The sequence below is a fragment of the Asticcacaulis sp. genome (assembly GCF_035497195.1).
Lineage (GTDB): Bacteria > Pseudomonadota > Alphaproteobacteria > Caulobacterales > Caulobacteraceae > Asticcacaulis.
Window position 1 is genome coordinate 55,351 of the sequence record NZ_DATJDZ010000018.1, and the last position, 24,147, is coordinate 79,497.

At 58.3% G+C, this 24,147-nt stretch carries 25 protein-coding genes and 2 tRNA genes; 22 read left to right on the forward strand and 5 right to left on the reverse strand.

Going from position 1 to position 24,147, the window contains the following annotated elements; translation table 11 throughout:
- The first annotated feature begins 6 nt into the window (after positions 1-6).
- The gene (locus VL130_RS10355) at positions 7-870 is read left to right on the forward strand and encodes a DMT family transporter (RefSeq protein WP_325362805.1); all 864 of its coding nucleotides are present in this window, start codon (positions 7-9) and stop codon (positions 868-870) included.
- Here the strand turns inward: VL130_RS10355 and VL130_RS10360 are convergent.
- Entirely contained in the window at positions 867-1,775 is a 909-nt protein-coding gene (locus VL130_RS10360; RefSeq protein ID WP_325362806.1) for a DMT family transporter, read from the reverse strand. The genes VL130_RS10355 and VL130_RS10360 overlap by 4 nt on opposite strands.
- 155 nt (positions 1,776-1,930) lie before the next feature.
- Here VL130_RS10360 and VL130_RS10365 point away from each other — a divergent pair, with 155 nt between their 5' ends.
- The 4 genes from VL130_RS10365 to VL130_RS10380 all read left to right on the forward strand — a co-directional run bounded on the left by VL130_RS10365 (position 1,931) and on the right by VL130_RS10380 (position 5,397).
- On the forward strand, positions 1,931-3,601 hold the full coding sequence (locus tag VL130_RS10365) for a homoserine dehydrogenase (RefSeq protein ID WP_325362807.1): 1,671 nt from the start codon (positions 1,931-1,933) through the stop codon (positions 3,599-3,601).
- Between the two features lies 1 nt (position 3,602).
- Complete coding sequence (locus tag VL130_RS10370; RefSeq protein ID WP_325362808.1) at positions 3,603-3,953, forward strand: MmcQ/YjbR family DNA-binding protein; 351 nt, start codon at positions 3,603-3,605, stop codon at positions 3,951-3,953.
- The gene (gene rlmJ, locus VL130_RS10375) at positions 3,950-4,783 is read left to right on the forward strand and encodes a 23S rRNA (adenine(2030)-N(6))-methyltransferase RlmJ (protein ID WP_325362809.1); all 834 of its coding nucleotides are present in this window, start codon (positions 3,950-3,952) and stop codon (positions 4,781-4,783) included. The genes VL130_RS10370 and rlmJ overlap by 4 nt, the downstream gene beginning before the upstream one ends.
- Before the next feature lie 89 nt (positions 4,784-4,872).
- Positions 4,873-5,397 (forward strand): hypothetical protein, encoded by a 525-nt coding sequence (locus VL130_RS10380; RefSeq protein ID WP_325362810.1) that lies wholly within the window; start codon positions 4,873-4,875, stop codon positions 5,395-5,397.
- On the opposite strand, the gene VL130_RS10385 is transcribed toward VL130_RS10380, so the two are convergent.
- On the reverse strand, positions 5,394-6,320 hold the full coding sequence (locus VL130_RS10385; RefSeq protein ID WP_325362812.1) for an endonuclease/exonuclease/phosphatase family protein: 927 nt from the start codon (positions 6,318-6,320) through the stop codon (positions 5,394-5,396). The two genes, VL130_RS10380 and VL130_RS10385, sit on opposite strands and share 4 nt — an antisense overlap.
- A gap of 105 nt (positions 6,321-6,425) precedes the next feature.
- Between VL130_RS10385 and VL130_RS10390 the strand changes: the two genes are divergently transcribed.
- From VL130_RS10390 to VL130_RS10405, 4 genes are all read left to right on the forward strand, one after another.
- A complete protein-coding gene (locus tag VL130_RS10390; RefSeq protein ID WP_325362813.1) occupies positions 6,426-6,905 on the forward strand; it encodes a DUF4112 domain-containing protein in 480 nt (159 codons plus the stop codon).
- A 66-nt stretch (positions 6,906-6,971) separates the two neighbouring features.
- Complete coding sequence (locus VL130_RS10395; RefSeq protein ID WP_325362815.1) at positions 6,972-8,627, forward strand: DUF2793 domain-containing protein; 1,656 nt, start codon at positions 6,972-6,974, stop codon at positions 8,625-8,627.
- Positions 8,628-8,631: 4 nt separating this feature from the next.
- Positions 8,632-8,841: a hypothetical protein gene (locus VL130_RS10400; protein ID WP_325362816.1), complete on the forward strand. Its 210-nt coding sequence runs from the start codon at positions 8,632-8,634 to the stop codon at positions 8,839-8,841.
- Between the two features lie 116 nt (positions 8,842-8,957).
- Positions 8,958-9,869: a toll/interleukin-1 receptor domain-containing protein gene (locus tag VL130_RS10405; RefSeq protein WP_325362817.1), complete on the forward strand. Its 912-nt coding sequence runs from the start codon at positions 8,958-8,960 to the stop codon at positions 9,867-9,869.
- A gap of 305 nt (positions 9,870-10,174) precedes the next feature.
- Here VL130_RS10405 and VL130_RS10410 read toward each other — a convergent pair.
- Positions 10,175-10,249 (reverse strand) — tRNA-Thr (locus VL130_RS10410).
- 141 nt (positions 10,250-10,390) lie between these two features.
- Between VL130_RS10410 and VL130_RS10415 the strand changes: the two genes are divergently transcribed.
- The 13 genes from VL130_RS10415 (at position 10,391) to VL130_RS10475 (ending at position 19,598) form a co-directional block, all read left to right on the forward strand.
- Positions 10,391-10,570 (forward strand): hypothetical protein, encoded by a 180-nt coding sequence (locus tag VL130_RS10415; protein ID WP_325362819.1) that lies wholly within the window; start codon positions 10,391-10,393, stop codon positions 10,568-10,570.
- Positions 10,571-10,659: 89 nt separating this feature from the next.
- Positions 10,660-11,952, forward strand: coding sequence for a UDP-N-acetylglucosamine 1-carboxyvinyltransferase (gene murA / locus VL130_RS10420; RefSeq protein ID WP_325362820.1), 1,293 nt, complete (start codon positions 10,660-10,662; stop codon positions 11,950-11,952).
- Positions 11,953-12,408 carry a DUF2948 family protein gene (locus VL130_RS10425; RefSeq protein ID WP_325362821.1) on the forward strand — a complete coding sequence of 152 codons (456 nt, stop codon included), beginning with the start codon at positions 11,953-11,955 and terminating at the stop codon, positions 12,406-12,408.
- A gap of 167 nt (positions 12,409-12,575) precedes the next feature.
- Complete coding sequence (locus VL130_RS10430) at positions 12,576-13,034, forward strand: UPF0262 family protein (RefSeq protein ID WP_325362822.1); 459 nt, start codon at positions 12,576-12,578, stop codon at positions 13,032-13,034.
- 288 nt (positions 13,035-13,322) lie between these two features.
- Positions 13,323-13,844: a porin family protein gene (locus VL130_RS10435; protein WP_325362823.1), complete on the forward strand. Its 522-nt coding sequence runs from the start codon at positions 13,323-13,325 to the stop codon at positions 13,842-13,844.
- Between the two features lie 255 nt (positions 13,845-14,099).
- Positions 14,100-14,321, forward strand: a complete 222-nt coding sequence (gene infA, locus VL130_RS10440; protein WP_023450735.1) for a translation initiation factor IF-1 — start codon at positions 14,100-14,102, stop codon at positions 14,319-14,321.
- A 9-nt stretch (positions 14,322-14,330) separates the two neighbouring features.
- On the forward strand, positions 14,331-14,909 hold the full coding sequence (locus VL130_RS10445; RefSeq protein ID WP_325362824.1) for a Maf family protein: 579 nt from the start codon (positions 14,331-14,333) through the stop codon (positions 14,907-14,909).
- Positions 14,906-15,913, forward strand: coding sequence for a ribonuclease E/G (locus VL130_RS10450; protein WP_325362825.1), 1,008 nt, complete (start codon positions 14,906-14,908; stop codon positions 15,911-15,913). The genes VL130_RS10445 and VL130_RS10450 overlap by 4 nt, the downstream gene beginning before the upstream one ends.
- On the forward strand, positions 15,910-16,146 hold the full coding sequence (locus tag VL130_RS10455; RefSeq protein ID WP_325362826.1) for a DNA gyrase inhibitor YacG: 237 nt from the start codon (positions 15,910-15,912) through the stop codon (positions 16,144-16,146). The genes VL130_RS10450 and VL130_RS10455 overlap by 4 nt, the downstream gene beginning before the upstream one ends.
- 119 nt (positions 16,147-16,265) lie before the next feature.
- Positions 16,266-16,341, forward strand: a tRNA-Phe gene (locus tag VL130_RS10460).
- A 150-nt stretch (positions 16,342-16,491) separates the two neighbouring features.
- Entirely contained in the window at positions 16,492-17,718 is a 1,227-nt protein-coding gene (locus VL130_RS10465) for a tyrosine-type recombinase/integrase (protein WP_325362827.1), read from the forward strand.
- 192 nt (positions 17,719-17,910) lie between these two features.
- Positions 17,911-18,270 (forward strand): helix-turn-helix domain-containing protein, encoded by a 360-nt coding sequence (locus VL130_RS10470; protein ID WP_325362828.1) that lies wholly within the window; start codon positions 17,911-17,913, stop codon positions 18,268-18,270.
- Positions 18,267-19,598, forward strand: coding sequence for a type II toxin-antitoxin system HipA family toxin (locus VL130_RS10475; RefSeq protein ID WP_325362829.1), 1,332 nt, complete (start codon positions 18,267-18,269; stop codon positions 19,596-19,598). Before VL130_RS10470 ends, VL130_RS10475 begins: the two co-directional genes overlap by 4 nt.
- A 175-nt stretch (positions 19,599-19,773) precedes the next feature.
- Here the strand turns inward: VL130_RS10475 and VL130_RS10480 are convergent, their stop codons facing one another.
- Positions 19,774-21,201, reverse strand: coding sequence for a mannitol dehydrogenase family protein (locus VL130_RS10480; protein WP_325362831.1), 1,428 nt, complete (start codon positions 21,199-21,201; stop codon positions 19,774-19,776).
- Between the two features lie 73 nt (positions 21,202-21,274).
- A complete protein-coding gene (locus tag VL130_RS10485) occupies positions 21,275-23,674 on the reverse strand; it encodes a glycoside hydrolase family 3 N-terminal domain-containing protein (RefSeq protein WP_325362832.1) in 2,400 nt (799 codons plus the stop codon).
- Positions 23,675-24,147 lie beyond the last annotated feature (473 nt).

Here is a 24,147-nt window from a genome sequence, read left to right on the forward strand (position 1 = left end):
CGCGTTATGGACAAGAAGACAATCGGCTGGATCAATGGCGGCCTGGGCGTGCTGGCCTTCAGCGGTTCCCTGCCCGCGACCAAGGTGGCGGTGCAGGCGATGTCGCCGCTGTTCCTGACCAGTGCGCGGGCGGTGATCGCGGCGGTACTGGCCGCCGTGTGCCTGATCGTCTTCCGGGCCGCGCGGCCGGAAAAGCGCGATATCGTGTCGCTGGTTCTGGTGGCGCTGGGCGTGGTGGTTGGGTTTCCGCTGCTGTCCGGCATGGCATTGCAGCACATCAATTCGGTGCATTCGATCGTCTTTACCGGCCTGCTGCCGATCTCAACGGCGGTGTGCGCCAGCCTGCTGGGCGAAAAGCATCCGCCGCGCCTGTTCTGGCTGTTTTCCGGACTGGGCGGGAGTTGCATTGTTATCTATGCGTTGACGCAAGGGTTTTCGGTGTCGCCGGTGGGCGATCTGCTGATGCTGGCGGCCATTGCCGTTTGCGGATTCGGCTATGCGGAAGGGGCGCGTCTGTCCCGACGGCTGGGCGGCTGGCAGGTGATCTGCTGGGCGCTGCTGGTGGCGTCGCCGGTCATGCTGGCGCTGGGGGTGATGACGTGGCCGATGGATTTATCGGCCATACATTGGCCGGCCTGGCTGAGCCTGGGCTACGTGTCGCTGTTTTCCATGCTGATCGGTTTCATGTTCTGGTATCGCGGTCTGGCGATGGGCGGGATCGCCGCTGTCGGGCAGTTGCAGTTGGTTCAGCCGTTCATGGGGCTGATTCTGGCGGCCTGCCTGTTGAAGGAGCCGATCGGCTGGGCGGTGGTGGCGGTGATGATCGCCATCGTGGCCTGCGTGGCCGGGGCGCGGCGTTTCGCGTCCTAAGCTTTCGCCGGCCGAAATCGGCGCCATTCCGACAGGATTATGCCGGCGCTGACCAGGGCAAGGGCGATCAGGTGGTAAGTGTGCAGCGGTTCGCGCAGGATAATGACCGCCAGAAACACGCCGAAGATCGGCAGCAAATTGATGAACAGGCCGGCGCGATTGGCGCCGATCAACTCAATGCCGGCGATATAGGTGGCCGAAGCGAGCAGGGCGACGAACAGCGCGGCATAGACCACCACACCCCAGCCGGTGGCGTCGGGCGCCGGAAACGGATGCGTCAGGTGCCGCCAGATCAGAAAGGGCACGCAGGTTAAGGCCGCGCCGATACAGGGCACGGCCAGCAGGGTCTGCCAGTGCATGACCGGCTTCCATTTCAGGGCGACCGTGTAACCGCCATAAACGATAATCGCGCCGAGCATCATGGCGTCGCCGAGATTGAGCTTGAGGTGCAGCAACTGGCGCGGATCGCCATGCGTGGCCGTGAGGATCACGCCGGTGACGGTCAACACGAAGCCAATCAGTTGCGCCGTCGTCGCCTTGAGACGGAACAACACGAAATTGCCGAGGAAAATGATCAGCGGAATGCCGGCCTGTTCGATCATGACATTGACCGCCGCCGTTTGGGTCAGGGCGGAGTAGAGCAGGATATTGAACAGGGCAAAACCCGACGCCCCGTAGCCGAACAAAAGCAGCCAGTGGCGTTTGATCACCGGCCAGTCGGCTTTCAGGTGCTTGATCGACAGCGCCGTGATGATCAGGGCGGCGATGGACCAGCGCAGGGTGGTCAGCAGGATCGGATCAATATGACCGGCGGCGATCTTCCCGGCCACACTGTTGCCGGCCCAGATGAGGCTGGTCAGGATCAGGAGGCCATAGGCTTTCAGGAGAGTGGCGCGACTGTGCATGGCGCTGCTTTGCCGTATAGTCGGCCGGTATTCAAGTCGCTTGCCGGTTTCATCTGAAACGGAGCCAAAGAATCACAACGATTTGCACGTTTTTTCTTGGCTATGACGTCAAAGTCTTATAGCGACCGTGCAAATTGGTCTGAAACGGGTGAATTATGTCTGTCCTCGTCGTTAAATTCGGTGGTTCGGTGCTTACGAGCGAAAGCGCGCTGCAACGCGCCGTAGCGGAAATTTACCGCTATGTCCGTGACGCCCATAAGGTGATTGCCGTGGTGTCGGCCTTCAAGGGCCAGACCGACCAGCTTATGCGCCTGGCTGGCAGCTATACCCAGGCTTCGGTGTCCTCGGCCACGCCGCACCTGGTGGCGACTGGGGAAATGCGCGCCGCCACCTTGCTGGCGATGGCCTGTGAGCGGTCGGGCATCGTGACGCAGTTCCGTTCGGCCTATGAAATCGGTCTGGTGGCCGAGGGCGAGCACCTGAACGCCAATCCGGTGTCGATCAGGGCCGAGGTGCTGACGGACGACCTGCAAACCGTCGATCTGGTCGTGGTGCCGGGCTATGTCGCCGAAAACGCCGAGGGCGAACCGGTGCTGCTCGGCCGGGGCGGTTCGGATCTGACGGCGGTCTATATCGCTAAAGCGCTCGGCGTCACCGCCCGCCTGATCAAGGACGTGGACGCCGTCTATGACGCCGATCCGGCTAATGTTGGTGATTCCGCCAGGCCCTATGAGTCCCTGAGTTGGGAAGAGGCGCTCAAGATCGCCTTCCCGGTGGTGCAGGGCAAGGCCATGCGTTTCGCCGCCGATAACGGCCTGACGGTTCAAGTGGCGGGGCTGGCCAAGGGCTATGAAACCACGCTCGGCACGACAACCGCCTATCGCAAGACGGCTGTGCTCAAGCGCCCCATTCGCATCGCCGTCATGGGCGCCGGCGGGGTCGGCTCGAAATTCCTGGAGCGTTGCCTGGAATGGCCGGAACTGATCGAGGTCGACCGTATTCTGGTGCGCGATGCGAGCAAGCGCCGCGATCATCCGCTGGCGGCGAAATTCACCTCGGATGCGCGGTCGTTCGTGCGCAACGATGTCGATGTCTTCGTCGATATCGGCACCGGCGTATCGCCCTCGGCCGAACTGCTGGAAGGTTTCCTGAAAGCCGGCGTGTCGGTCACCAGCGCCAATAAGCAGGCGGTGGCCGCTTCGGCCGACAAGCTGCGCGCCGCCGCCAAAGCCTCCGGCGCCATGCTGACCTATTCGGCCTCCGTCGGTGGCGGTGCGCCGGTCATCGAGGCGCTGAAGCGCGCCGCGGCGGCGGGTCATAAAGTCGAGTCGCTGGCGGGCGTGCTCAATGGCACATCCAATTTCGTTATCGATCAGGTGGAATCAGGCAAGACCTTTGACGCCGCGATGGATGAAGCGCGCCGTCTGGGTTTCGCCGAGCCGGATTCGACCGCCGATCTCGATGGCACCGATGTCGGCGCCAAGCTGAAACTGCTGCGTGAAATCGCCTTCCCCGGCCAGATGCCGAAACATATCGAGGTCGGCCAGATCACCGAGGACTCGCTGGTCATTCCGAAGGGCAAGGGCCTGCGCTATGTGGCGCGCGCTTATCCGACGGCGGAGGGGCTGGAAGGCTCGATGAAGCTGGAAGTGCTCGATGCCGATCACTATCTCGTCGGGGCGCGGGGCGAACAGAACCGCGCCATTATCGAGTTAGATAATGGCGAGACCTGGTATGTCACCGGCAAGGGCGCCGGCGCCTGGCCGACATCGGAAGCGCTGCTGGCCGATACCCTGCAAATCGCCCGCGAGATGCCGCTGAAATAAGATGACACCTGAAGCCTTCAACGCCTTCTGCGCCACTTTGCCCCACACCACCCATGTGGTGCAGTGGGGCGGAGCGGATGTCTGGAAGGTGGGCGGTAAGGTCTTCGCCATTGCCGGCTGGCAGGAGGGTGGGGGGCTTGCGGTCAGTTTCAAAGTGACGCCGATTGGCTATGAAATCCTCAGTGATGCCGATGGCTGCCGGCCCGCGCCCTACCTCGCCTCACGCGGCATGAAGTGGATTCAGGTCAGGGGCATTACCGATAATGATCTGATGGACCATGTGCGCGGGTCTTATGATATGATCGTCGCGGCCCTGCCGAAGAAGACAAAGCGCGAATTGGGACTTTTATGAACTACAGACACGGCTTTCACGCCGGAAACTTCGCCGATCTCGCCAAGCACGCCGCTGTGCTGACCTTGCTGCGCCTGTTGCGCAACAACGAAAAGCCGCTGCTGGTAGTCGATACCCACGCCGGCGCGGGCTATTACGACCTGTCCAATCCCGATTTCTCGCGCTCGAAAGAGGCAGAGGCCGGCATCCAGTACCTGATGAGCCGCGACGTGCCGGATAGCCTCAAGCCGCTGGCCGATTATGTCCGGGCCAAGAACACCAAGGCGGGTTTCAAGGACCGGCTGGGCATTTATCCCGGTTCGCCGGTGCTGATTCTCGATCACCAGCGCGCCGGCGACCAGTATGTCGGCTGCGAACTGCGCGATGACGATGTGCGCCTGCTAGCCGAGCGCATCGAACCGCGCGGCCAGGCGATCAAGGCCGACGGTTACAAGGTGGCGCGGCAAACGACCGAAGGCGACGAGGATCTGCTCTATCTCATCGATCCGCCGTTCGAGAAACCGGACGATTACAGGCAGATCACCGAGACGGTACGCGATGTGCTGACCTTGAGGCCCGATGCGCGGTTTCTGATCTGGCTGCCGCTGAAAGATCTGGAGACGTTCGATGCCTGGCTGCGTCATATGGAGCGCGAAATCGGCGAGACGGCCGAGATGGTGGTGGCCGAACTGCGTTTGCGGCCTCTGTGGAACCCGATGAAGATGAACGGCTGCGCCCTGGTGACGGTCAATGCGCCGGATGATTTTGCGCCGCTGCTGACCGCCATCTGCGAGGATGTGGTGGCGACCTTCGGTGAAGCGGGCGGTCAGGCGCGTGTCCGGATTTTGTGATCGCGCGCCATATTGGCGATTTATCCCCAGCGTGTTATGTTGCGTCGCAATATGCCCTCCCCATAACCCCAGAGGCTGAGATGTTGAGCATGACCGATTATCCAACGCCGAAATTCCCCGCCACGCCTGAAGAGGTCAAGGCCGCTTCCGAAAAAGTGGTGAACTTCTGGGTCGGCGCGCTGTCGCCGATGTGGGTGCCTTTCTGGGCGGCCTCCAGCTTCGGCCTCGGTGCCTGGGCGATGACGCAGAGCCTCACCAAGAATGAAGGGCTGCTCAAGGACATGCCGCAGATGGCGGATATGGCTGGCAAATGGCCCGGTTTCACAGGCGTTTGGGGCGTAGCGGCGGCCAGGGCGGAAGCGGCGGTGAAGGCTGCTGAAGATACGGTGGAAAAGACGGCGGAGGCTTTGGTTGAAACGGTCGAAGCCGCACCGGAACCCAAGGTGGTCTTCGATCCGGTGATCGAGGCGCCGGTGGCGGTCAGTGGAGCGGTGGTCGAAGCGCCGGCGGTGCTTAAGGCGGCGGCCAAGCCGGTGAAAGCGGCGCTCAAGATCGAACCCAAACCGATCGCCAGGGCCGTTTCGGCTGTCAAGAAGCCGACAAAGAAGGCCTAGTTCCTGGCCGGGCGTACATCGACGACGATAGGCCGGTGATCGGACCCGTTATCCGGGCCGACCTTACGGCGGGACAGGCTGAAATGCTTGCCGGCGAAGGCGTTATCGATGGCGATACGCAAGACCCCCGGCAAGACCGATGGCCAGGTGCCAGTGGGCGCCGCGGCAGGTTTGAAATCCATGTCGTGCGCGAAGTCCTGCAACAGGTAGGCGCTCAGGCTTGAATTGAAATCTCCGACCATAACTGTGGTGGGGCGCTGATCTGTGGATATGTCAGCTTTCAGCCGCGCGATTTGCGAGGACTGGCAATCGTGCGTCTGGATTTTCGGCTGGCAGAGATGGACGACCGCCAGATGCATCAGCCCCTGCGGTGTCCGGATGTCGAGCGTATCGAAACTGTAATCCGTTTCACCCCGATGGCTCGACAGGATCGGGTAGCGGGAATAGACGACCGTATCGTGGTATTTATATTGGTAGGGATAGCGGCGATTGACCGTCGGCGTGTATTTGGGGTCGGTCAGGTTTTCAACCGTGGCGATGATGTCGGGCTTTTCCGCATCGACCCAATCGAGCAGACGTTCGGGCGTCTTGTTGTAAATATACAGATTGGCGAACATCAGGCGCACGGCCGGTGCAGTTTCGTCGGCTGGACGTTGTGGGGCGAAGGCCTGCGGCGACAGCGCCAACAGCCAGACGCCGCAGGCGACTGCGCCAAGCCGCCAGGCGGTTTTCTCGCGGATCAGCCAGAAGGCCACGGTCAGGCCGAGCGTCGCCGTCAGCAGGGGCAGGGTGAAGATATCGATAAGGTAGAGCAGGGGATGATGGAACGTCTTCAGGCAAACCAGTCCTGCCAGTAGCGCCACGCCCGACGCGCCAATGCACAGGCCTGACCAGACTGTTCTGAAGGCAGAGATCAGGCGCATCGGGTTCCAATCGGTATTGACAAAAGCGGCGTTCGCACCGCTATTTCGTTAACAGGGGTTAACGGCCTCAGTCTATATTTAGCGATCGATCGGGGGGCAAGGGCTATGTTCGCAAAAACCCAGGATGAGGTGCGGCGCATCTACGACTCGGTCGATACCATCAAGCGCCTGTCCGATCGCATCATCGGCATCGGGCCGATCAATATCATCGGGCTGGACGGCATATTGGCGTGGGTGCCGATTCCGGGCCTGGGTACGGCCTATTCCGTGCTGGCGGGGGCTTTTATCCTCTATCAGGGCCTGCGCGCCCGCTGTGACTCAACGACCCTGGCGGCTGCCTTCCTGGCTCTGCTGGTCGATGCCGGCGTCTCCCTCGGCGATACAGTCATTCCGATTATCGGCTCTACGGTCGATACCTTCTTCCAGGGGCATCTCTATGCCGCCCATATGATCCAGAAGGATATCGATAAGACGCTTTACATCGAAGGCAGCGCTTCGCAGGCGCATCGTGACGGCAGCCATCAGGATAATGTCGGTGAAATGCGCGCGACCAAGGGCAAGAAGCGGCTGGTCTATCTCGGATAACTAATCCCCGCACGCCTGGGCCGGCCCCATCCTTTCAGGAGCATATTCCTGAACAAAAGGTGAGGCGTGAGCGATACGACACCCCGATTACAACTGCCGCTGATTGGCGATCACAGCCAGAAGCGCATCGTCATGAACGCCGGCCTGATGCGGCTGGAAAGCCTGGTGCAGGCCCAGGCGATCAGCCGCACGATCAGTGCGCAACCGATAAGCCCCGGCGATAGCGACAGCTATACCCTGCCAGCGACACCCACCGGCGCCGTGTGGGGCGCGCTGGCGGCGGGCGCTTTCGTCCGTGCCGAGGGCGGCGCCTGGGAAACGGTCGATTTTCCGGAAGGGGCGATTGTCTACATCAAGGCCGAAGGCGTTTTCCTGCTGCGCACGGCATCGGGATGGACCGCGTTCGAGGACGCTATCAAGGCCCTCGCCAATCTCAGCCGCCTCGGCCTGGGAACGACCGCCGACGCCTACAATGTGTTGGCGGTCAAGGGTGCGGCGGCCCTGCTCAGTGGCAAGACCGTGGCCGAAGGCGGCAGCGGCGACATCTCCTTAAGCCTCAACAAGGAGGCTGATGGCAACAACGCGCAGATTCTTTTGCAAAAAGGCTACAGCACGCGCGCTGTTCTGGGTCTGCTGGGCGACAGCAATCTCAGCCTTAAGGTCTCGCCCGATGGCAGCAACTGGCGCACGGCTTTCACCGTCAATCGTTTCAGCGGCCGCGTTCGCTTCGGCAAAACGTTTTACAAGACTGTTGGGATACCGCAGCGGAATTATGTAACGGGCGCGGCCTGGCTGATCAGTTCCTCGGCGGCTGACAATAATTGGCAATCCCTTTGCTGGTCGGCGGAGCTGGGGCTGTTTTGCGCGGTAGGCGCGTCGGGCACAGGCAATCGCGTGATGACGTCGCCGGACGGCATCATCTGGACGGCCCGGATTTCGGCGGCCGATAATCAGTGGCTGTCGGTGTGCTGGTCGCCGGAACTGGGGCTGTTCTGCGCGGTTGCCAATACCGGCACGGGCAATCGGGTCATGACCTCACCGGATGGAATCACGTGGACAATCAGGACCAGCGCCGCCGATCAAGCGTGGTATGGCGTCTGCTGGTCGGCTGAGCTGGGCCTGTTCTGCGCCGTCTCTTCCGGGGCCTATGCCCAGACCTCGCCTGACGGGAACAACTGGACCTTGCGGACCCTGCCGGTCAGTCTGCAATGGCGCAGCGTTTGCTGGGCAGCCGAACTGGGCCTTTTCTGCGTCGTGGCCGCATCTGGAACCGGGAACCGCGTCATGACTTCACCGGATGGCGTGTCATGGACGACGCAGGTATCGCCGGCCGATAACAACTGGAACGCCGTGTGCTGGTCGGCTGAACTGGGCCTGTTCTGCGCCGCGGCCAGTACAGGTGCAGGCAACCGCGTGATGACCTCGCCGGACGGCACGGTATGGACGCTGCGGACCTCGGCGGCGGACAATAGCTGGATGACTGTCGCCTGGTCGCCGGAACTGGGGCTGTTCTGCGTCGTGGCCAATACCGGCACGGGCAATCGCGTCATGACCTCGCCGGATGGTGTGACGTGGGCGACGCGCACTTCCGCGGCCGACAATAACTGGACGAATGTCTGCTGGTCGCCGGAACTGGGCCTGTTCGCCGCGATCGGTAATTCGGGCGCCGGCGCGCGGGTCATGACGTCCGTTTCCATGTTCAAATATCCATACAGGAGCTAAACTCATGAAGTTGATCAATAACTGGCGCGAAACTCTGCGTGCCTATTCCACCTGGGCGCTCGGCGCAGTAGTGGCGATTCCCACGATCTGGCTGCAAGTGCCGGATGAACTGAAGGCGCTGATCCCGGCGCAGGGTATGGCGAAGATCACGGTGCTGGTGGCGGTGGCCGGCCTGATCGGGCGCTTCGTAGATCAGACGCCGTACAAGCCTTAGCCGTCTATCATTCTGCGAAAGTAAACATATTCAAGAGCCGCCATTCTTCGGGGTGGCGGCGCTTTTGTGTTTCAAGCCCTCTGTGGTAGCGTCAGCCACCTATATGGGAGGGCGCTGTGGCCATAAATGAAAATTTCAAAAAGAATTCCTTGGCGCATTTTCGCGGAAGGGTTCCTTCTGAAGGAAGTCATACGCTTGATGGCTTCGGCGAATTGGGGATGTATGAGTCCCCGCTATTGGGCAACTCCGACGATGATAAAGTGGACAGCATTGTCGTGTTTCATATGATGAGAACGATCCTATTGACGGGAGTTACTCACCACATGATAGCTTTTGAAGAATTAGATGCGAGGTCGGCAAAGATAATGTCAAATGATTGGCATTTGTTATTGGATGCCGCAAAAAGTGTAGTGAGGACCCAGTTTACAGAAACGAGGGGCGAGTCAACCAGAAAAACAAGCGCCGATGATTCAAGAGATGTTCCGAGGGTGCTTGTATATTGCTCAACAGTATTGGGCAACCTCGGGGAGATTTATAGAATATTCGAAGCGGGAAATCATTTCGTGGAAATTATAGATGAACGCAATTTGTATAAATCGGTCTACATAGCTTATGGCGGCCCGGATGAAGCAATAGCGGAGAGGGTACGCGACTTCCTGGTTTCAAAAGGCGTTTCCACTGCTTTTTTTTCACAAACCAGCCAAATTGGACAAAAGCTTCACCGTTTTATGTCCGACGGGATCAACACTGCAGATTATATGCTTCTTATCTGTTCAGAGAAATCATTGACGCGTAATGGGGTGTTGAATGAGATCGAAGAGATTATGTCAAAGCAAGCCAGTGAAGGCGGAAAGAATCTTCTTCTGCCGCTGGCTATAGATGAATTTTACAAAACCGATTGGTGCCCTGATCGGCCTGATTTTGCGAGAAATCTACGGCGTATCGTTGTTGGCAACTTACGCTTAGATTCAGATGATGCGTTTCAAGAGGATATGAACCGGGTGTTATCTGCCCTAGCGGTAGCTTAGCAAACATCACTCCGACTGATCTTGATCCGAGTGGTGGCCGACTTGCAAAGCTTCCTAACGATTTACGCGGAAGCGTTTGAGGCCACCAAGCATGGGTAGGCAAATCACGAATTATGGCGCAACAGACGAGTTGAATCAGGGAGAGGGATGTTAGAGGTAAGTGCGGAACGCCTGGAGAACAAACTGCACGGATTTTGCACGTAAATCCAGTGCGGTTTGCGTAATGTTCTGCTTCGAAACGTCAGTATCGGTGAGTATGTCCAAAAATGGCAAAGGCCCAAGTCCTTTAGGGACAAGGGCCTTCGTGGTGCCACGTGAGAGACTCGAACTCTCGACCTCAGCCTTACCAAGGATGCGCTCTACCACTGAGCTAACGCGGCGAACGGGGACGCGAACATCACCCGAGGCGGCGGCTATAGCCAAAGTTTGTGAAAAGACAAAGCGAAAAATAGCGACACTTGCATTTATTCCCCGGATTTCTTAAGCCCAAAGCCTCTCGTCATATTCCGAGCGGCTTTTTTATGTCTGATACCCCCAAAGCGCCAAAAGCCGCCAAGCGGCCCCTGACCCAGGCCGAAATGCGCGCCGTGCGTCTGCAATCGGCGCTGCGGGATAATCTGCGTCGTCGCAAAGCCGCGGGGCAGGCCGCTGACGAACAGCCAACCCCTGATAACGAAAAAGGGAAGCAAAACGAGTCCTAAAAGCGCAAGCATGTATTGCGCGCGTTTCAATGTCATGTAGAACCGCGTATTCGCCGCTTTGGCGCAGACCTTGAGTTACAGGCCGGTTTATGGATCGCATTGCTATCGAGGGCGGCAGCCCTCTCTTCGGAGACATCCCCGTTTCGGGCGCGAAGAATTCCGCCATCAAGCTGATGGCCGCCTCCCTGCTGACCTCCGAACCGGTGCGCCTGACCAATATGCCGCGCCTGGCCGATACCCGGCTCCTCGGCCGTCTGCTGACGCGCTTCGGCACCCAGATCACCGAATCGGACGGCCCTGACGGCCAGCAGACCCTGCTGCATACGCCCGAAATCACCTCGGCCTTCGCGCCTTATGATCTGGTGCGCCAGATGCGTGCCTCGTTCAATGTGCTGGGGCCGCTGATCGCCCGCACCGGCCACGCCAAGGTATCGCTGCCCGGCGGCTGCACCATCGGCGCGCGTCCGGTCGATCTGCACCTGAAGGCGCTTGAAGCCTTGGGCGCCCATATCGACATGCACGAAGGCTATGTCTTCGCCCAGGCGCCGCGCGGGCTGAAAGGCGCTGAGATCGACTTTCCGTTCGTCTCGGTTGGCGCGACCGAACACGCCCTTATGGCGGCGGTGCTGGCCCACGGCACCACGGTCATGACCAATTGCGCCTGTGAACCGGAAATCTCCGACCTCGCCGAGTGCCTCAACGCCATGGGCGCTAAGGTCTCCGGGCAGGGCACTACCACCATCGTTATCGAAGGTGTCGCCACACTGCACGGCGCCGACTGGTCGGTGATCTGCGATCGTATCGAAGCCGGCACCTATGCCGTTGCCGGCGCCATGGCCGGCGGTGAAGTGCGCCTGACCAAGGTGCGGCCCGAACTGATCTCCATCCTGCTCGACAAACTGGTCGAGGCCGGCTGCGAAGTCCATCGCGGCTTCGATACCGTGACCATCAAACGTTCCGGCGCCATCAAGCCGGTCGATGTGACCACGGATGTCTATCCCGGCTTCGCCACCGACCTGCAAGCGCAGTTCATGGCGCTAATGACGCTGGCCACGGGTGAGAGCGTCATCAAGGAAACCATTTTCGAGAACCGCTTCATGCACGTCCCGGAACTGAGCCGCCTCGGCGCTGATATCCGCGTCAGCGGCAGCGAAGCCCGCGTCTATGGTGTGTCTGAACTGCGCGGCGCTCAGGTGATGGCCACCGATCTGCGCGCCTCGGCCTGCCTGGTGATCGCCGGACTGGCGGCGCGCGGCGAAACCACGGTCAATCGCGTCTATCACCTCGATCGCGGGTTTGAGAATCTCGAAGGCAAGCTGTCGGCCTGTGGCGCGAATATCCGCCGCATCAAGGGCGATGAACCCATGATGGAAGACGAATAGATGGGATTGTTCGGGTTAGGGAAAGCGCCGGCAAAGCCCTTGCGCCTGATGGCGCAGGAAGCCGATGATCTGCCCGCCATCTCGGCCCTGGTGCAGGATGCCGCTCTGCGCGCGGGCGATCTCAGTTATGATCCGGCGGGCCGCCACTTCACCCTGCGGATGAACCGTTTTTGTCATGAGGCCGATAAGGGCGTGCCGCTGCGCGCGCCGAGCGTTCTGCGTATTTCGTGCGTGACGGCGGTGAAAATGCGCGGGTTGGATATCAAGCAGGAGAACCTGCCGTTGAGTCTGCTCGATATCTCGCTCGAAGCGCTGGAAGCGCCGGCCGTCGCCCTGACCCTGCGTTTCGCCGGCGCGACCAACCGCGATGTCCGTATCGAGGCCGAATGCGTCGATGTGCTGCTGCTTGACCTGGCCGCGCCGCGCCGCGCCAAGCGTATGCCTGAGCATTTTTAGGCGCTCAAGCCGCGGGGCTTGCCTCGCCCATGCGAAGCCCTACCGCTTCGCTGCTTGAGGGTCGCCCTTCCCAAATCAGCCAGCTGATTTGGACACTACAGGTGTCTCTTGCCAAACCAGGCGGAGTTATGCTCATCCTGCTTTGAGACTGAAAGTGAGGTTCCGCCATGCGTATCGCCCGAATCGACATCGATGAAGCGTCCTTAAGCGCGCCCTCTGATCAGGTGGAGCACGAGCGCAAGGTCGCCATGTTCGATCTGATCGAAAAGAACAGCTTCGTGCCGGATGGGGCGGCGGACGGGCAGGGGCCGTTCGATTTGCGGCTGGCGCTGGAAGACAACCGGCTGGTCTTCGATATCACTGGACCTGATTTCGCCCGCAAGATCATGCTGTCCCTGGCCCCTTTCAAGATGATGCTGCGCGATTATCGCCTGATCTGCGAGAGTTATTACGAAGCGTTGAAAAACGCCACGCCCACGCAGATAGAGTCGATCGACATGGGGCGCCGCGGCGTCCATAACGAAGGCGCCGAACTCCTGGCCGAACGTCTCAAGGGCAAGATCGCCATCGACCACGAAACGGCGCGTCGCCTGTTTACGCTGGTGAATGCGCTGGTGCGCGCCTGAGTCGGCAAATTTTTCCTATCTTTATGATTTAATTACATTTTTGTCATTCATCTCCATTCACCAATGGGGCGGGAATCCGGCCAAAAGCGGCCATATATGACGCGGTTCGCCTTAGTCGGGGCGAGAGGGTGTTCATATGGTCTTATTTGACCTTAAAGACCTCAAAAAGACCCCGCAAATGCCCCACGAAGGTCCGGTGGCGGCACCATATTGAACTCAGACGACAAGATGATCGTCCGGCCCGCATCCTCCCCGATGCGTGACCCGTCTAAATATGGAGCACATACTATGAAGAAGACCCTTTTGATCGCCGCGGCCGCCGTGGCCACCCTCGCTATCGGTACCGCCGCCACGGCCCAGGACGTGGGCAAGGTCTACGGTTCGCTCGGTTACCAGCAAACCGACAATGATACGACCAATACCAAGCTCGGCAGCGTCAATGCCCGCGTCGGCACCAAGATCACCCCCCATTTCGGCGTTGAAGGCGAGGCCGCTTTCGGCACCAATGACGACAACGGCGTCGGCGGTAACTACAAGCTGACCAATAAGGCCGCTGTCTACGGCGTCGGCTACCTGCCGGTCTCGCCGAGCTTCGACCTGATCGGCCGCGTCGGCGTCTCCGACACCAACCTGAAGGCCCCGGCCATCGCCGGCAAGGCTGAACAAGGCACGGCCCTCGATTACGGTGTCGGTGGCCAGTATCACATCAACCCGGCCTACGCCGTCCGCGCCGACTATACGCGTTCGGATTTTACCGGTGACAAGGGGAATGCCGATACGGCGACCCTCAGTCTGGTGAGAAAGTTCTAGTTTCCCCCGACAGAACTTCTTCCCCAAGGTGCGTTGAGCCTGGCTCAGCGCACCTTTTGCGTGCGACGGCACGCCGCCGCTGATGCGGCGAGCCTGCGCGGCCTCTGAGCGCATATTGACGCTCCCTGCTCACCGGCAGGGAGCGCTTTACCTTTTTGGGCTTTCCAGTGGCAGGCTTTGGGTATAAAGGGCGCAATCGAATATTTGAGCGATGTGAGTCCCGCTGAGGAGTCCATCCGCATCCAGAGGGGCCGTATGGCAAAAGAAGAACTTTTAGAATTTCCCGGCACTGTTGTTGAATTGCTTCCCAACGCGACCTTCCGCGTGAAGCTGGAAGAAAGCGGCCATGAAATTATCGCTCACACGGCGGGCAAAATGCGCAAGAACCGCATCCGCGTGCTGGCTGGCGACCGGATTCTGGTCGAGATGACCCCCTATGACCTGACCAAGGGTCGTATTACCTACCGCTTCAAGTAAAAGCGCCTGATGGCTGAGCGCGCCCCTTTGATATTGGCCAGCGCCAGCCCGCGCCGCCGTGACCTTCTGGCCCAGATCGGGCTTGTGCCTGATCATATCGCGGCGGCTGATCTCGACGAATCTCCTCTGAAAGATGAAACCCCGGCGCAACTGGCGCTGCGATTGGCTGTGTCGAAAGCGCAGGCTGTCGCGGCCGTGACGCCGGGCTACGTGCTGGCCGCCGATACGGTGGTCTGCGTTGGCCGTCGCGTGCTCGACAAGGCCGAAACCGAAGCCGATGTGGCGGCGTGTCTCAAACTACTCTCCGGGCGCGGCCATCGCGTCTATACCGGCGTGGCGGTGGTCAACCCGGCGGGCAAGCTATCCTCGCGCCTGGCCGAAACGCGCCTGACCTTCAAGCGTCTGAGCGATGCCGATGTGGCCGCCTATCTGGTCTGTGGCGAGGGCATCGGCAAGGCTGGCGGTTATGCCATCCAGGGCCTCGCTGGCAGCTATGTCACCCAACTGGTCGGCAGCTATACCGGCGTGATGGGGCTGCCGCTTTACGAAACCAAATGCCTGCTCAATGGCGCCGGATATGCGCAGTGATTACCCTTCACTATGACAGCCGGTTCGGTCTGGCGCGTGGTGCGGTCTGCATCGATGGCCAGCCGCATTTGTATGCTGAGGGATATGAATTCAATCAATCATTGACTATGGTTAATGTGCAGTCAGTGGCGCGCCTGAAAAGCAAGGCGGGCGGGGTGGCCTTCCTGACTTTGGCCGATGGCGCTGAAGCCGTTCTCGACGTGCCGCAGGAAGGCTTTGCTAAACTGGTCGAAGGCGCGACGCTGGAGATCGAGATCATCGCCGAACCGCGTCAGGAAAAATTGGCACGCGCCCGGCTGATTGCGTCGGCCACCGGCGAACCGCGCCGGATTTCCCCGGTTCAGTCTCTGAAAGATCGCCTCCTGGCACAGGTTAGCGATGGGGATGACATTGTAGAATCAACACTTGATTCGGATGCGCTGGATGGGGCGGAAGATGCCGCGTTAAATCCGTCCTCGCCTTTGCCCGAAGGTGGCTACCTCAGCATCGAACGTACCCGCGCCCTGATCGCCTGTGATATCGATTCGGCGGGCGGTGAGGGGAACGCCACGCCGAAAGCTTTCGCCAAGGCTTGCAACGAACGCGCCGTTTCCGACATCGGCCGGCGGTTGCGGCTTTCCGGTTTGGCCGGCCTGATCGTCATGGACCTGATCGGCAAACGCCACGACGCGGATCGCCTGCGCCATCTGTTGCAGGCGGGTTTCGGCTCTGAGGCCGACAAGCTGATCATCGGTCCGATCGGCAAGTTCGGCACACTGGAATTTGTCCGGCCGTGGGGCGCCACACCGCTGATGGATATGGCCCGGTCACCTGTCCGCGCGGCGCATCTGCTGCTGCGTAATGCCGTGAAGCGCGCCAAAGAGGAACCCGGACGCCTCCTGACCTTGCGTGCGCCGGCAGGCACCCTAGATATTATACGTCCGTTACTGGCGGCCTCCCATGATCCGTTATCGGCGATCATCCGCCTGGAAGCCGCCACCAAGTCCGAGGTTATCGTCACATGATCCGCAAATGCGCCCGCTGTCAAAAGCCCTATGGCGAGGCCCTGGAAGGCGTCGTCAATGCCGCGCCGAGCTTCGCGCCCTTCTGCTCGAAACGCTGCGCCGACATCGATCTGGTCCATTGGCTCAAGGGCGATTATGTCATCAATGGCGCCGGCGGCCTGTCGGTCAGCGAGGAAGATACAGATGCCGGACTGGCCCCGGCATCTTTGTCTGAAGATGATGGGGATGAATGACTATTTTTCAGAAATCCTTGCCTTTTTCGGCTGGACAAGGTGATTTAGCTCACCTATAGACCTGCCTCCGCCCGAAGCACCGTGAACTTACCGGTTTCTGGCTGGCGCTGGCTTTGAGGGCCTGGATAGCTCAGTTGGTAGAGCAGCGGATTGAAAATCCGCGTGTCGCTGGTTCGATTCCGGCTCCAGGCACCATCTTACCTTCCGCCGGTGTCCGGTGGTGTTGAAAAAACCCTTATATTATGGTAGTTTATAGCTCGTGACGTCCACGAGCGTCCTCACACGTCCGAGGACAGCCCCCACCTTTTGGGGGTCATTTGGGGGTCATTTTTTCAGCCTCAGGAAATGACCCCCAAAATGGCTCTTTCAGACACTGTAATCCGTAACGCTAAAGGGAAAGACGCCCCTTACAAGCTCTTCGATGACGGCGGTTTGTTTATGATCGTCTCACCCGCCGGGGGGAAGCTCTGGCGCCTCAAATATCGCTTCGCCGGAAAAGAACAGCAATTGACGGTTGGAAAGTACCCGGCTGTCGGGCTGAAGGACGCCAGAGGCAAGCGAGAGGAGGCCAAAGATCTTCTCGCCAAAGGTGTCGATCCAACCGTTCACAAAAAGAAGCGGGAGGTTGCTGAGCGCATTCAAGCCGGCAATACGTTCAAAGCCGTAATGGATGAGTACATTCAAAAGATTATAGATGATGGCATGGCCGATGCGACCAAGGTCAAGACGCTATGGCTGGCCAAGCAGCTAGAGCCGGCTTTGGGTAATTTTCCCATCGCGGAAATTGAGGCCTACCAAATTCTGGATGTGTTGCGAAAAGTTGAACGCAAGGGCAATCTGGAAACGGCCCATCGCATGAGATCGTTCGCCAGTCGCGTGTTCAAGTACGCCATCTGGACGACGCGCGCTAAAGCCGACCCGGCGGCCCTGCTTGCGGGGGCGCTTCGGACACCTAAGGTCACCCATCATGCCGCTATATTAGAGCCGAAGCGGGTTGGTGAGCTCCTACGCTCCCTCGACGCCTTTGAGGGGCATCTGACGACCAAGTACGCCCTTCAGCTATCTCCGCACGTATTTGTACGTCCCGCAGAGCTTCGAAAGGCTGAATGGCCCGAGTTCAATTTTGATGAGCGGTACTGGCGCATCCCCGCCCATAAAATGAAGATGGGTATCGAGCATTGGGTCCCGCTGTCGCGCCAGACGATCGAACTCCTTCTGGAACTGCGCGAGATCACCGGTGATCACCACTACCTGTTCCCGAGCGTGCGAACCTGGCTGCGTCCGATGTCAGAGAACACAATCAATGTAGTGCTACGACGTCTTGGATATACGAAAGATGAAATGACCGGCCACGGCTTCAGAAGCACGGCCAGCACTCTATTGAACGAGTCAGGCGCCTGGCGGCCCGACGTGATTGAGGCTGCCTTGGCGCACCAGGACAAAAATAAGGTCCGTAGGACGTATAATCGCGGCTTGTACTGGAATGAGCGGGTTGAGATGGCGCAATGGTGGTCGGATTACCTGGATGGACTTCGAGACAACGCAGCGTGCGGCATTGCCAATGCCGCTTAGGTCAGGGCGGTGCTTAAGTGTTGATCTTGCCTCATGTGCCTTGGTTAGCATTAAGGGCCATATTTGACCCCTTGAAGCTGATAACCTATGACTAGGGGCCAACTTTGTCCCTTTAATTGAAAATTTGCCTTCTTAATGTTAAGGGGACATATTAGGCACTTTAACGCCTAATATGTCTATAAGGTGCCAATTGTGTCCCCTAACGTATCAACATCTGTCGAGACTGTTAAGCAGTACCAAATTGAACTTGGAATTCAAGTGACAAGGATACGCCTCAGCAGGAACTTAACTCAGGCGCAACTGGCCGATGAGGCGGGAACCTCCGTTCGAACGATCAAACGACTAGAGGGCGGTGAGGGGGGCACTCTGGACAGTTTCATTCGCGTGCTCATGGCCTTACGCTTAGATGCTGGATTGCTGGCGTTTATGCCTGATCCAAACGTTCGTCCTATCGAACGTATAAAGCACAAAGGGCAGGAACGACAGCGAGCAAGTGGCGGGCAACCAACCGGGCCGACAACAGAGTGGGTATGGGGTGAGGACGAAGAATGACTGACGCGATCGTCCGCCTATGGGGCAGTGATGTTGGGGCTGTAAGTTGGGTGGAAGATCGCTCGATCGGCGTCTTCCAATATCAGCCGGAGTTCGCCGGCAGCCGTATTCAGTTGGCTCCCCTAACCATGCCCCTCAGTAGAGACCCATTCGAATTCTCCGGTTTGTCAAAAGAAGCGTTCAAAGGTTTACCCGGCTTGTTAGCCGACTCCCTTCCAGACAAATACGGCAACGCCCTGATCGATGTCTGGCTCGCAGGCCAAGGGCGTCCTGCCAACAGCTTCAATCCTGTCGAACGTCTTTGTTACATAGGCTCACGCGGCATGGGCGCACTCGAATTTCATCCGACCATAATCGGTGCGAATCCGCGCGCTAAACGTCTGGATATTGAAAACCTCGTAAACCTGGCGAATATGGTTTTGAATAACCGCTCTGAATTGGCCGGCGTTCTCACTGGCCACGATGACAGGGAAATGCTTCAGGAAATTTTGAGGGTTGGGACCTCTGCCGGAGGCGCCCGCGCCAAAGCGGTCCTGGCTTGGAATGCAGAAACCGGACAGTTTCGATCGGGTCAGGTCAGGGCTGGTGACGGATATACCTACTGGTTGATGAAATTCGATGGAATCAGTAATAATCGCGATAAAGAGCTGGCAGATCCACAAGGGTTCGGTGTGATCGAGTACGCTTTCTATTTGCTCGCTGTCGCCTCCGGCATAGATATGAGCGAAAGTCGTATACATGAGGAGGGTGGGCGTTCCCACTTTATGACACGAAGGTTCGATCGCACGCCGTCCGGACAAAAACTTCACATGCAGTCTCTTGCGGCCATGCGCCACTATGACTTCAATGCAGCGGGGGCTTATTCATACGAACAAGCCATCGAAACCATCCGTCTCCTCAACCTTCCTACTTATGACATTGAGCAACAATTCCGGCGCGCTGTTTTCAACATTCTCATTCGAAATCAGGATGACCATGTAAAGAACATCGCGTTCTTAATGAACAGGAAGGGCGAGTGGCGCCTATCGCCCGCCTTCGATGTCAGTTACGCCTACAACCCCTCCGGCTCCTGGACCAATAGTCACCAAATGAGCCTGAACGGCAAACGAGACCATTTCGAACTTGCAGACCTGCTTGCGTTCGGAGAATTTTGCGATTTGAAACCTCGCAAAGCGGAACGCATAATCCGAGAGATCCACGATCGCGTGGAAGCTTGGGGCGATTACGCCGAGGAGGCGGGCGTGAGCGGGCACGATGCCACGCGGATATATAAAGCCATGCGCAGAGAAATAGTTATTCCGAGAATTCGCCCAATCCTAGAGAGTTGACGGTGAAGAAAACATTCTGCCCGAGTGCCGTGTAAAAGAGTCGTGGTCCGAAAACGTAGAAATCTCGGATGCCGGCGAGACGGGGCAGTGGCCACCGAGCATGGCGGGGAAGTTCTGGGGGCTGCTTTGCCGCGAGAACGGCCTTCAGGCCTGTTTAAGGGCCTATCCATGGGTCTCACCGCCTGCGGGTGTATCCTTCCAGTGCGATATAGGCAGTCTCAATTTGCGAGACGACTGAAGGATGGTTCGCCAAATGTGCCGGAAAAATGCTGCGGATGGCGAGGAAGAGCGCCACGTCTGTTACATCATCCTGGCATATCTGACCGATAGCAAAGAGTTCGCGGCCCAGAGGGTCGGTGATCTCTTCGCCGGCGACAGCTTTCGTGCGAACGAACCGCATCCAGGCAGCCAGCGGCAGACACAGCCGAGAAATATCCCGCCCTTGGTCGAGGGCTTCGCCGAGGCTGCTTAAGATCCGGATTGGTAGCTTTATCGACCCATCCCAGGCTATCTGAGACAGCTTGTGCACAATTGCTGGGTTGTGGAACCGTTTCAGAATATCTTCGCTGTAAGCGATTAGGTCGAGGCCATCCGGAGCCTCAAGTAACGGCACGATATCCTCTATCATCAGTCGTCGGATGACATCCGCCAACTCTGCATCGTTCATCGCCTCGGACACGTTCGCGTACCCGCGGTTTAGGCCTAGATAGGCAAGAGCGGAGTGCGGTCCATTTAGTAGGCGCAGTTTGGCGCGTTCATATGCCGGGACATTGTCGGTGAGGGTGACGCCGACGCTTGTCCAATCCGGACCATCCTGGTGGGCGTGAGACTCTATGACCCATTGACTGAAAGCCTCTCGCTGGACCGGCCAGGCATCTTCCAGGGTAGTCGCCGCCGCAACGCGGCGGCGTAGATCATCGTCCGTGGCGGGGGTAATAGAGTCAACCATGGTGGACGGGCAGAGCAATTCGTCGCTAATCCATCGCGATAGTTTGACATCGAGCTGACTAGCAAATGTCACCACCGCCGCTTTCAGGCGCTCCCCATTTTTAGGTAGATTGTCGCACGGAATCAATATGAACGGTGGAAAGCCAGCCGCGCGGCGGCGGCGAAGGGCCTCCGTCACATAACCAATCACCGTTTTCGGGGTCCGCGGGTGCGCCAGGTCATGCGCGATCTCGGCGTGCTTGAGATTCAGAGAAAAGTCCGATGCCAGGCAGTACCCTTTCTCCGTTACTGTCGAAGTCACGATTTTTACCGAAGGCTGTCGCAGGCGCCTGAACACAGCTTCGATATCTTCAGGCGCCACCAGCACCTCACGCACGGCGCCGATAATCCGGTAACTAATTTCATCGTCAAGGATCCCCAATGTGTAGAGACCGTCCTGTGGGGCGAGGGCGTCGCGCACGCCAGTCGAATGCAGCGATACGCCGCAGATGCCCCACCGTTTGTCTGTGGCGACCAGCGCATCGAAATACGCTGCTTGATGCGCGCGATGGAAGGCGCCCGGGCCGAAATGAACGACGCCGATTTCCAAAGACGCCGGATCGTAGGCAGGCTTGATGGCGTTCGCCGTCGAAAAGGTAGCGAGAGAGAGGGGCATATCGAACAGACTCAGATTTGGTCGTGTCGCGCCGGATCAAGATTTCCTCGCCGGCGCGACGGGCTATTCACTGCTAGGCAACGGTCAGGATGGTCGATTTAAGATCCACGCTGTTTGGTCCGGCGTGGATTGTGAAGGTCCCTGGTTCGACCACACGCTCCATGTCCGTATTGTAGAACCAAAGGTCTGACGGTTTGATTTCAAAAGTTAGCGTGCGGCTTTCGCCGGGCTGCAAGGTAACACGGTCAAAATGTTTGAGTTCGAGAACAGGGCGGGTGACAGACGAAAAGTCGTCACGAATGTAGATTTGGACGACTTCGTCGCCGGAACGCGTCCCCGTGTTTTTGACGTCGACAGAGAGGGACACGCTGTCATTCACAGCAATGATTGTCTTGCTCAATCGCGGGGTGGAAATCTCGAAGGTTGTGTAGCTTAGTCCAAAACCAAACGGATAAAGGGGCTTGGTCTCGCCATCCAGGTAACCCCGGCGGGCTGTTGGCTTGTAGTTGTAGAAGATGGGCAGTTGGCCAACGTTGCGCGCTATGGATACGGGAAGCTTTGCGCCGGGGTTTGCGCGACCGAAAAGCAGGTCGGCAAACGCGTTGCCTGTCTCCTGTCCCATATACCATCCCTCGATCAGAGCGTCGGCACGTTCTGCCAGCAGGTTCACCGACATAGGGCGGCCATTTAGTAGAAGGACGACTGTCGGTTTGCCCAAGTCGAATATGGCCTTTGCGAGATCGTTCTGCTGGCCAATCAAATCAAGGGATTGTCTATCTCCCAGGTGAGCTTCCGCGTATGCCTCGCGGCTGGTTTGCTCATTGTCACCCAGCACCATGACTATCGTGTCGGCATTTTTCGCCGCCTCGACGGCCTCTGCGATCAGCTTGGCATTGGTTTCCGGCGGCGTGAGCGTAATCTTATCTTCCTGCCAAATGTGAGGCTCGGTAATACGGACGCCTTCCTTGTAAATTACGTCGAACCCAGAAGCCTTCCCTTCCGCCTTGAGGCCATCTAGAACGGACACCAGGTGACGGGGGACATCGGAGTAGCAGCCGAGCGGAACTTCCTGGGCGTAGTGTCCCAGCACAAGCATTTTCCCGACCTTTTTTCCATCCAGCGGTAGAAGGCTTTTTTCGTTTTTCAGAAGGACGGCTGTGCGTGTGGCCGCTTCGCGAGCAAGCGCCACCGATCCCGGCGTGGCCGTTAGCGCGTCGGCCAGTTCCGTATCGACAAACGGGTTTTCGAACAGACCTGCCAGAAACTTCAATTCTAGGAGGCGTCGAACGGGTGCGTCGATCTCAGCTTCAGAAATTCGTCCCGATTTTACGAGTTCGACCAGGTTGGGATAGGCGGCGCCATCGGGCAATTCGATATCGACGCCCGCTTTGATCGCGTACCATGCCGCTTCTTTGAAGTCGGGCGCAAGTTTATGACGCAGGTTGATTTCCTTGATACCAAAATAGTCGGAAACCGTCATTCCTTTATAGTCCCACTCACCACGCAGGATCGTCTTGAGCAACCAGGTATTTGCGTGAGATGGCACGCCGTCAATCTCATTGTAAGACGGCATGACTGACCGAAGGTTGGTCTCTTTCACGATCTTTTCAAACGGCGGCAAAATGTCCTCTCGTAAAATGCGCTCGGATATTTCCGCCGGGCCGGCGTTCGTGCCGTTTTCGGGCTGCCCGTGGCCGGCGAAATGCTTGAGGGTGGCGTAGACCTTGCCCTTGGCGAGGGGCAACTCAGTCCCCTGGAAACCAAGTACGGCGGCCTTGCCGATCTCGCCGCACAGGTGCGGATCTTCGCCGTACGTTTCCTCGATCCGACCCCATCGCGGATCGCGAGCAACATCAACTACGGGGGTGAGGGCGATATTGCCGCCGCGAGCCCGCATCTCGCCCGCCACTACAGAAAATATCCGTGTAACCAAGCCGGGGTCAAATGAAGACGCCAAGCCGATGGCTTGGGGAAAGCTGGTGGCGTCTCTGGCCAGGTAGCCGTGAAGACCCTCTTCATGCATAAAGACCGGTATGCCAAGGCGCGTCTCCTCTCTCGCCCACTTCTGAATAGCATTGGTTTGAAGCGCCGTCTGGCGCGCATTACGTGTAACCACGTGGCCGTCGATTGGCGCCGGTGCGTGTTCAGGCGCAACGCCGCGATAGTCATAGGGTAATGCGATCATACCAAAGCTGTGCGGATAAGCCTTGGAGGCCTTAGCCGATATGAAAGTGCCCTTGTCATCCTGGATCAGACTCTTGTTCTCCCACACTGATTGCATCTGCATGACCTTTTCTTCCAAGGTCATGCGACTGATCAGATCGTCTACACGCGCTACCACAGGCGCGCTGGCGTTCTTGTACAAAGCGGCGACCTTTGCCTGAGATCGGGTGGCCGCGCCCAGGACGAGTGCGAGGGAACTGATGCCCATTCCCAAAGTGAATGCGCGGCGTGTCGTTGTTATTGCGGTCATAGGCTTTGTCCCCTGTGATGCTCGGTGAAGAGTTCGGCATTTGCCGTAGATTATTTTGGGCGCCCATTCATAGGCTAGACCTGTTAGACAGGTTATTGTGTCGTTGTCAAAAATCAACCCGTTAAAACTGAACATTTCGACATTTTCGGTATGGGTATGAATCGAAATAACGTCTAATTGATTTAAAAATGATTGTTTTAGATGAATTTTGTAGCATTTTTGTTTCAATAAGATGGAATTGCGCCGATTTTTCGGTTTAAAGGCTGTTCAATTTGCAAATAGGTTGTTAGGTATCTTTCAGATAGGTCGCAAAGAACTTATCAGATGTGCCGGAGCGATGATGCCATGTCGCCCCAGTGCTGGAGATGAAATGGGAGTGAGAAACGTTCGGAACGCCACCTACGATTCGATCGGTTCTGCGACGCACTGGTGACGACGTTTCGGTTTTGGCCGTGCGTATGCCGGGCGTCGCC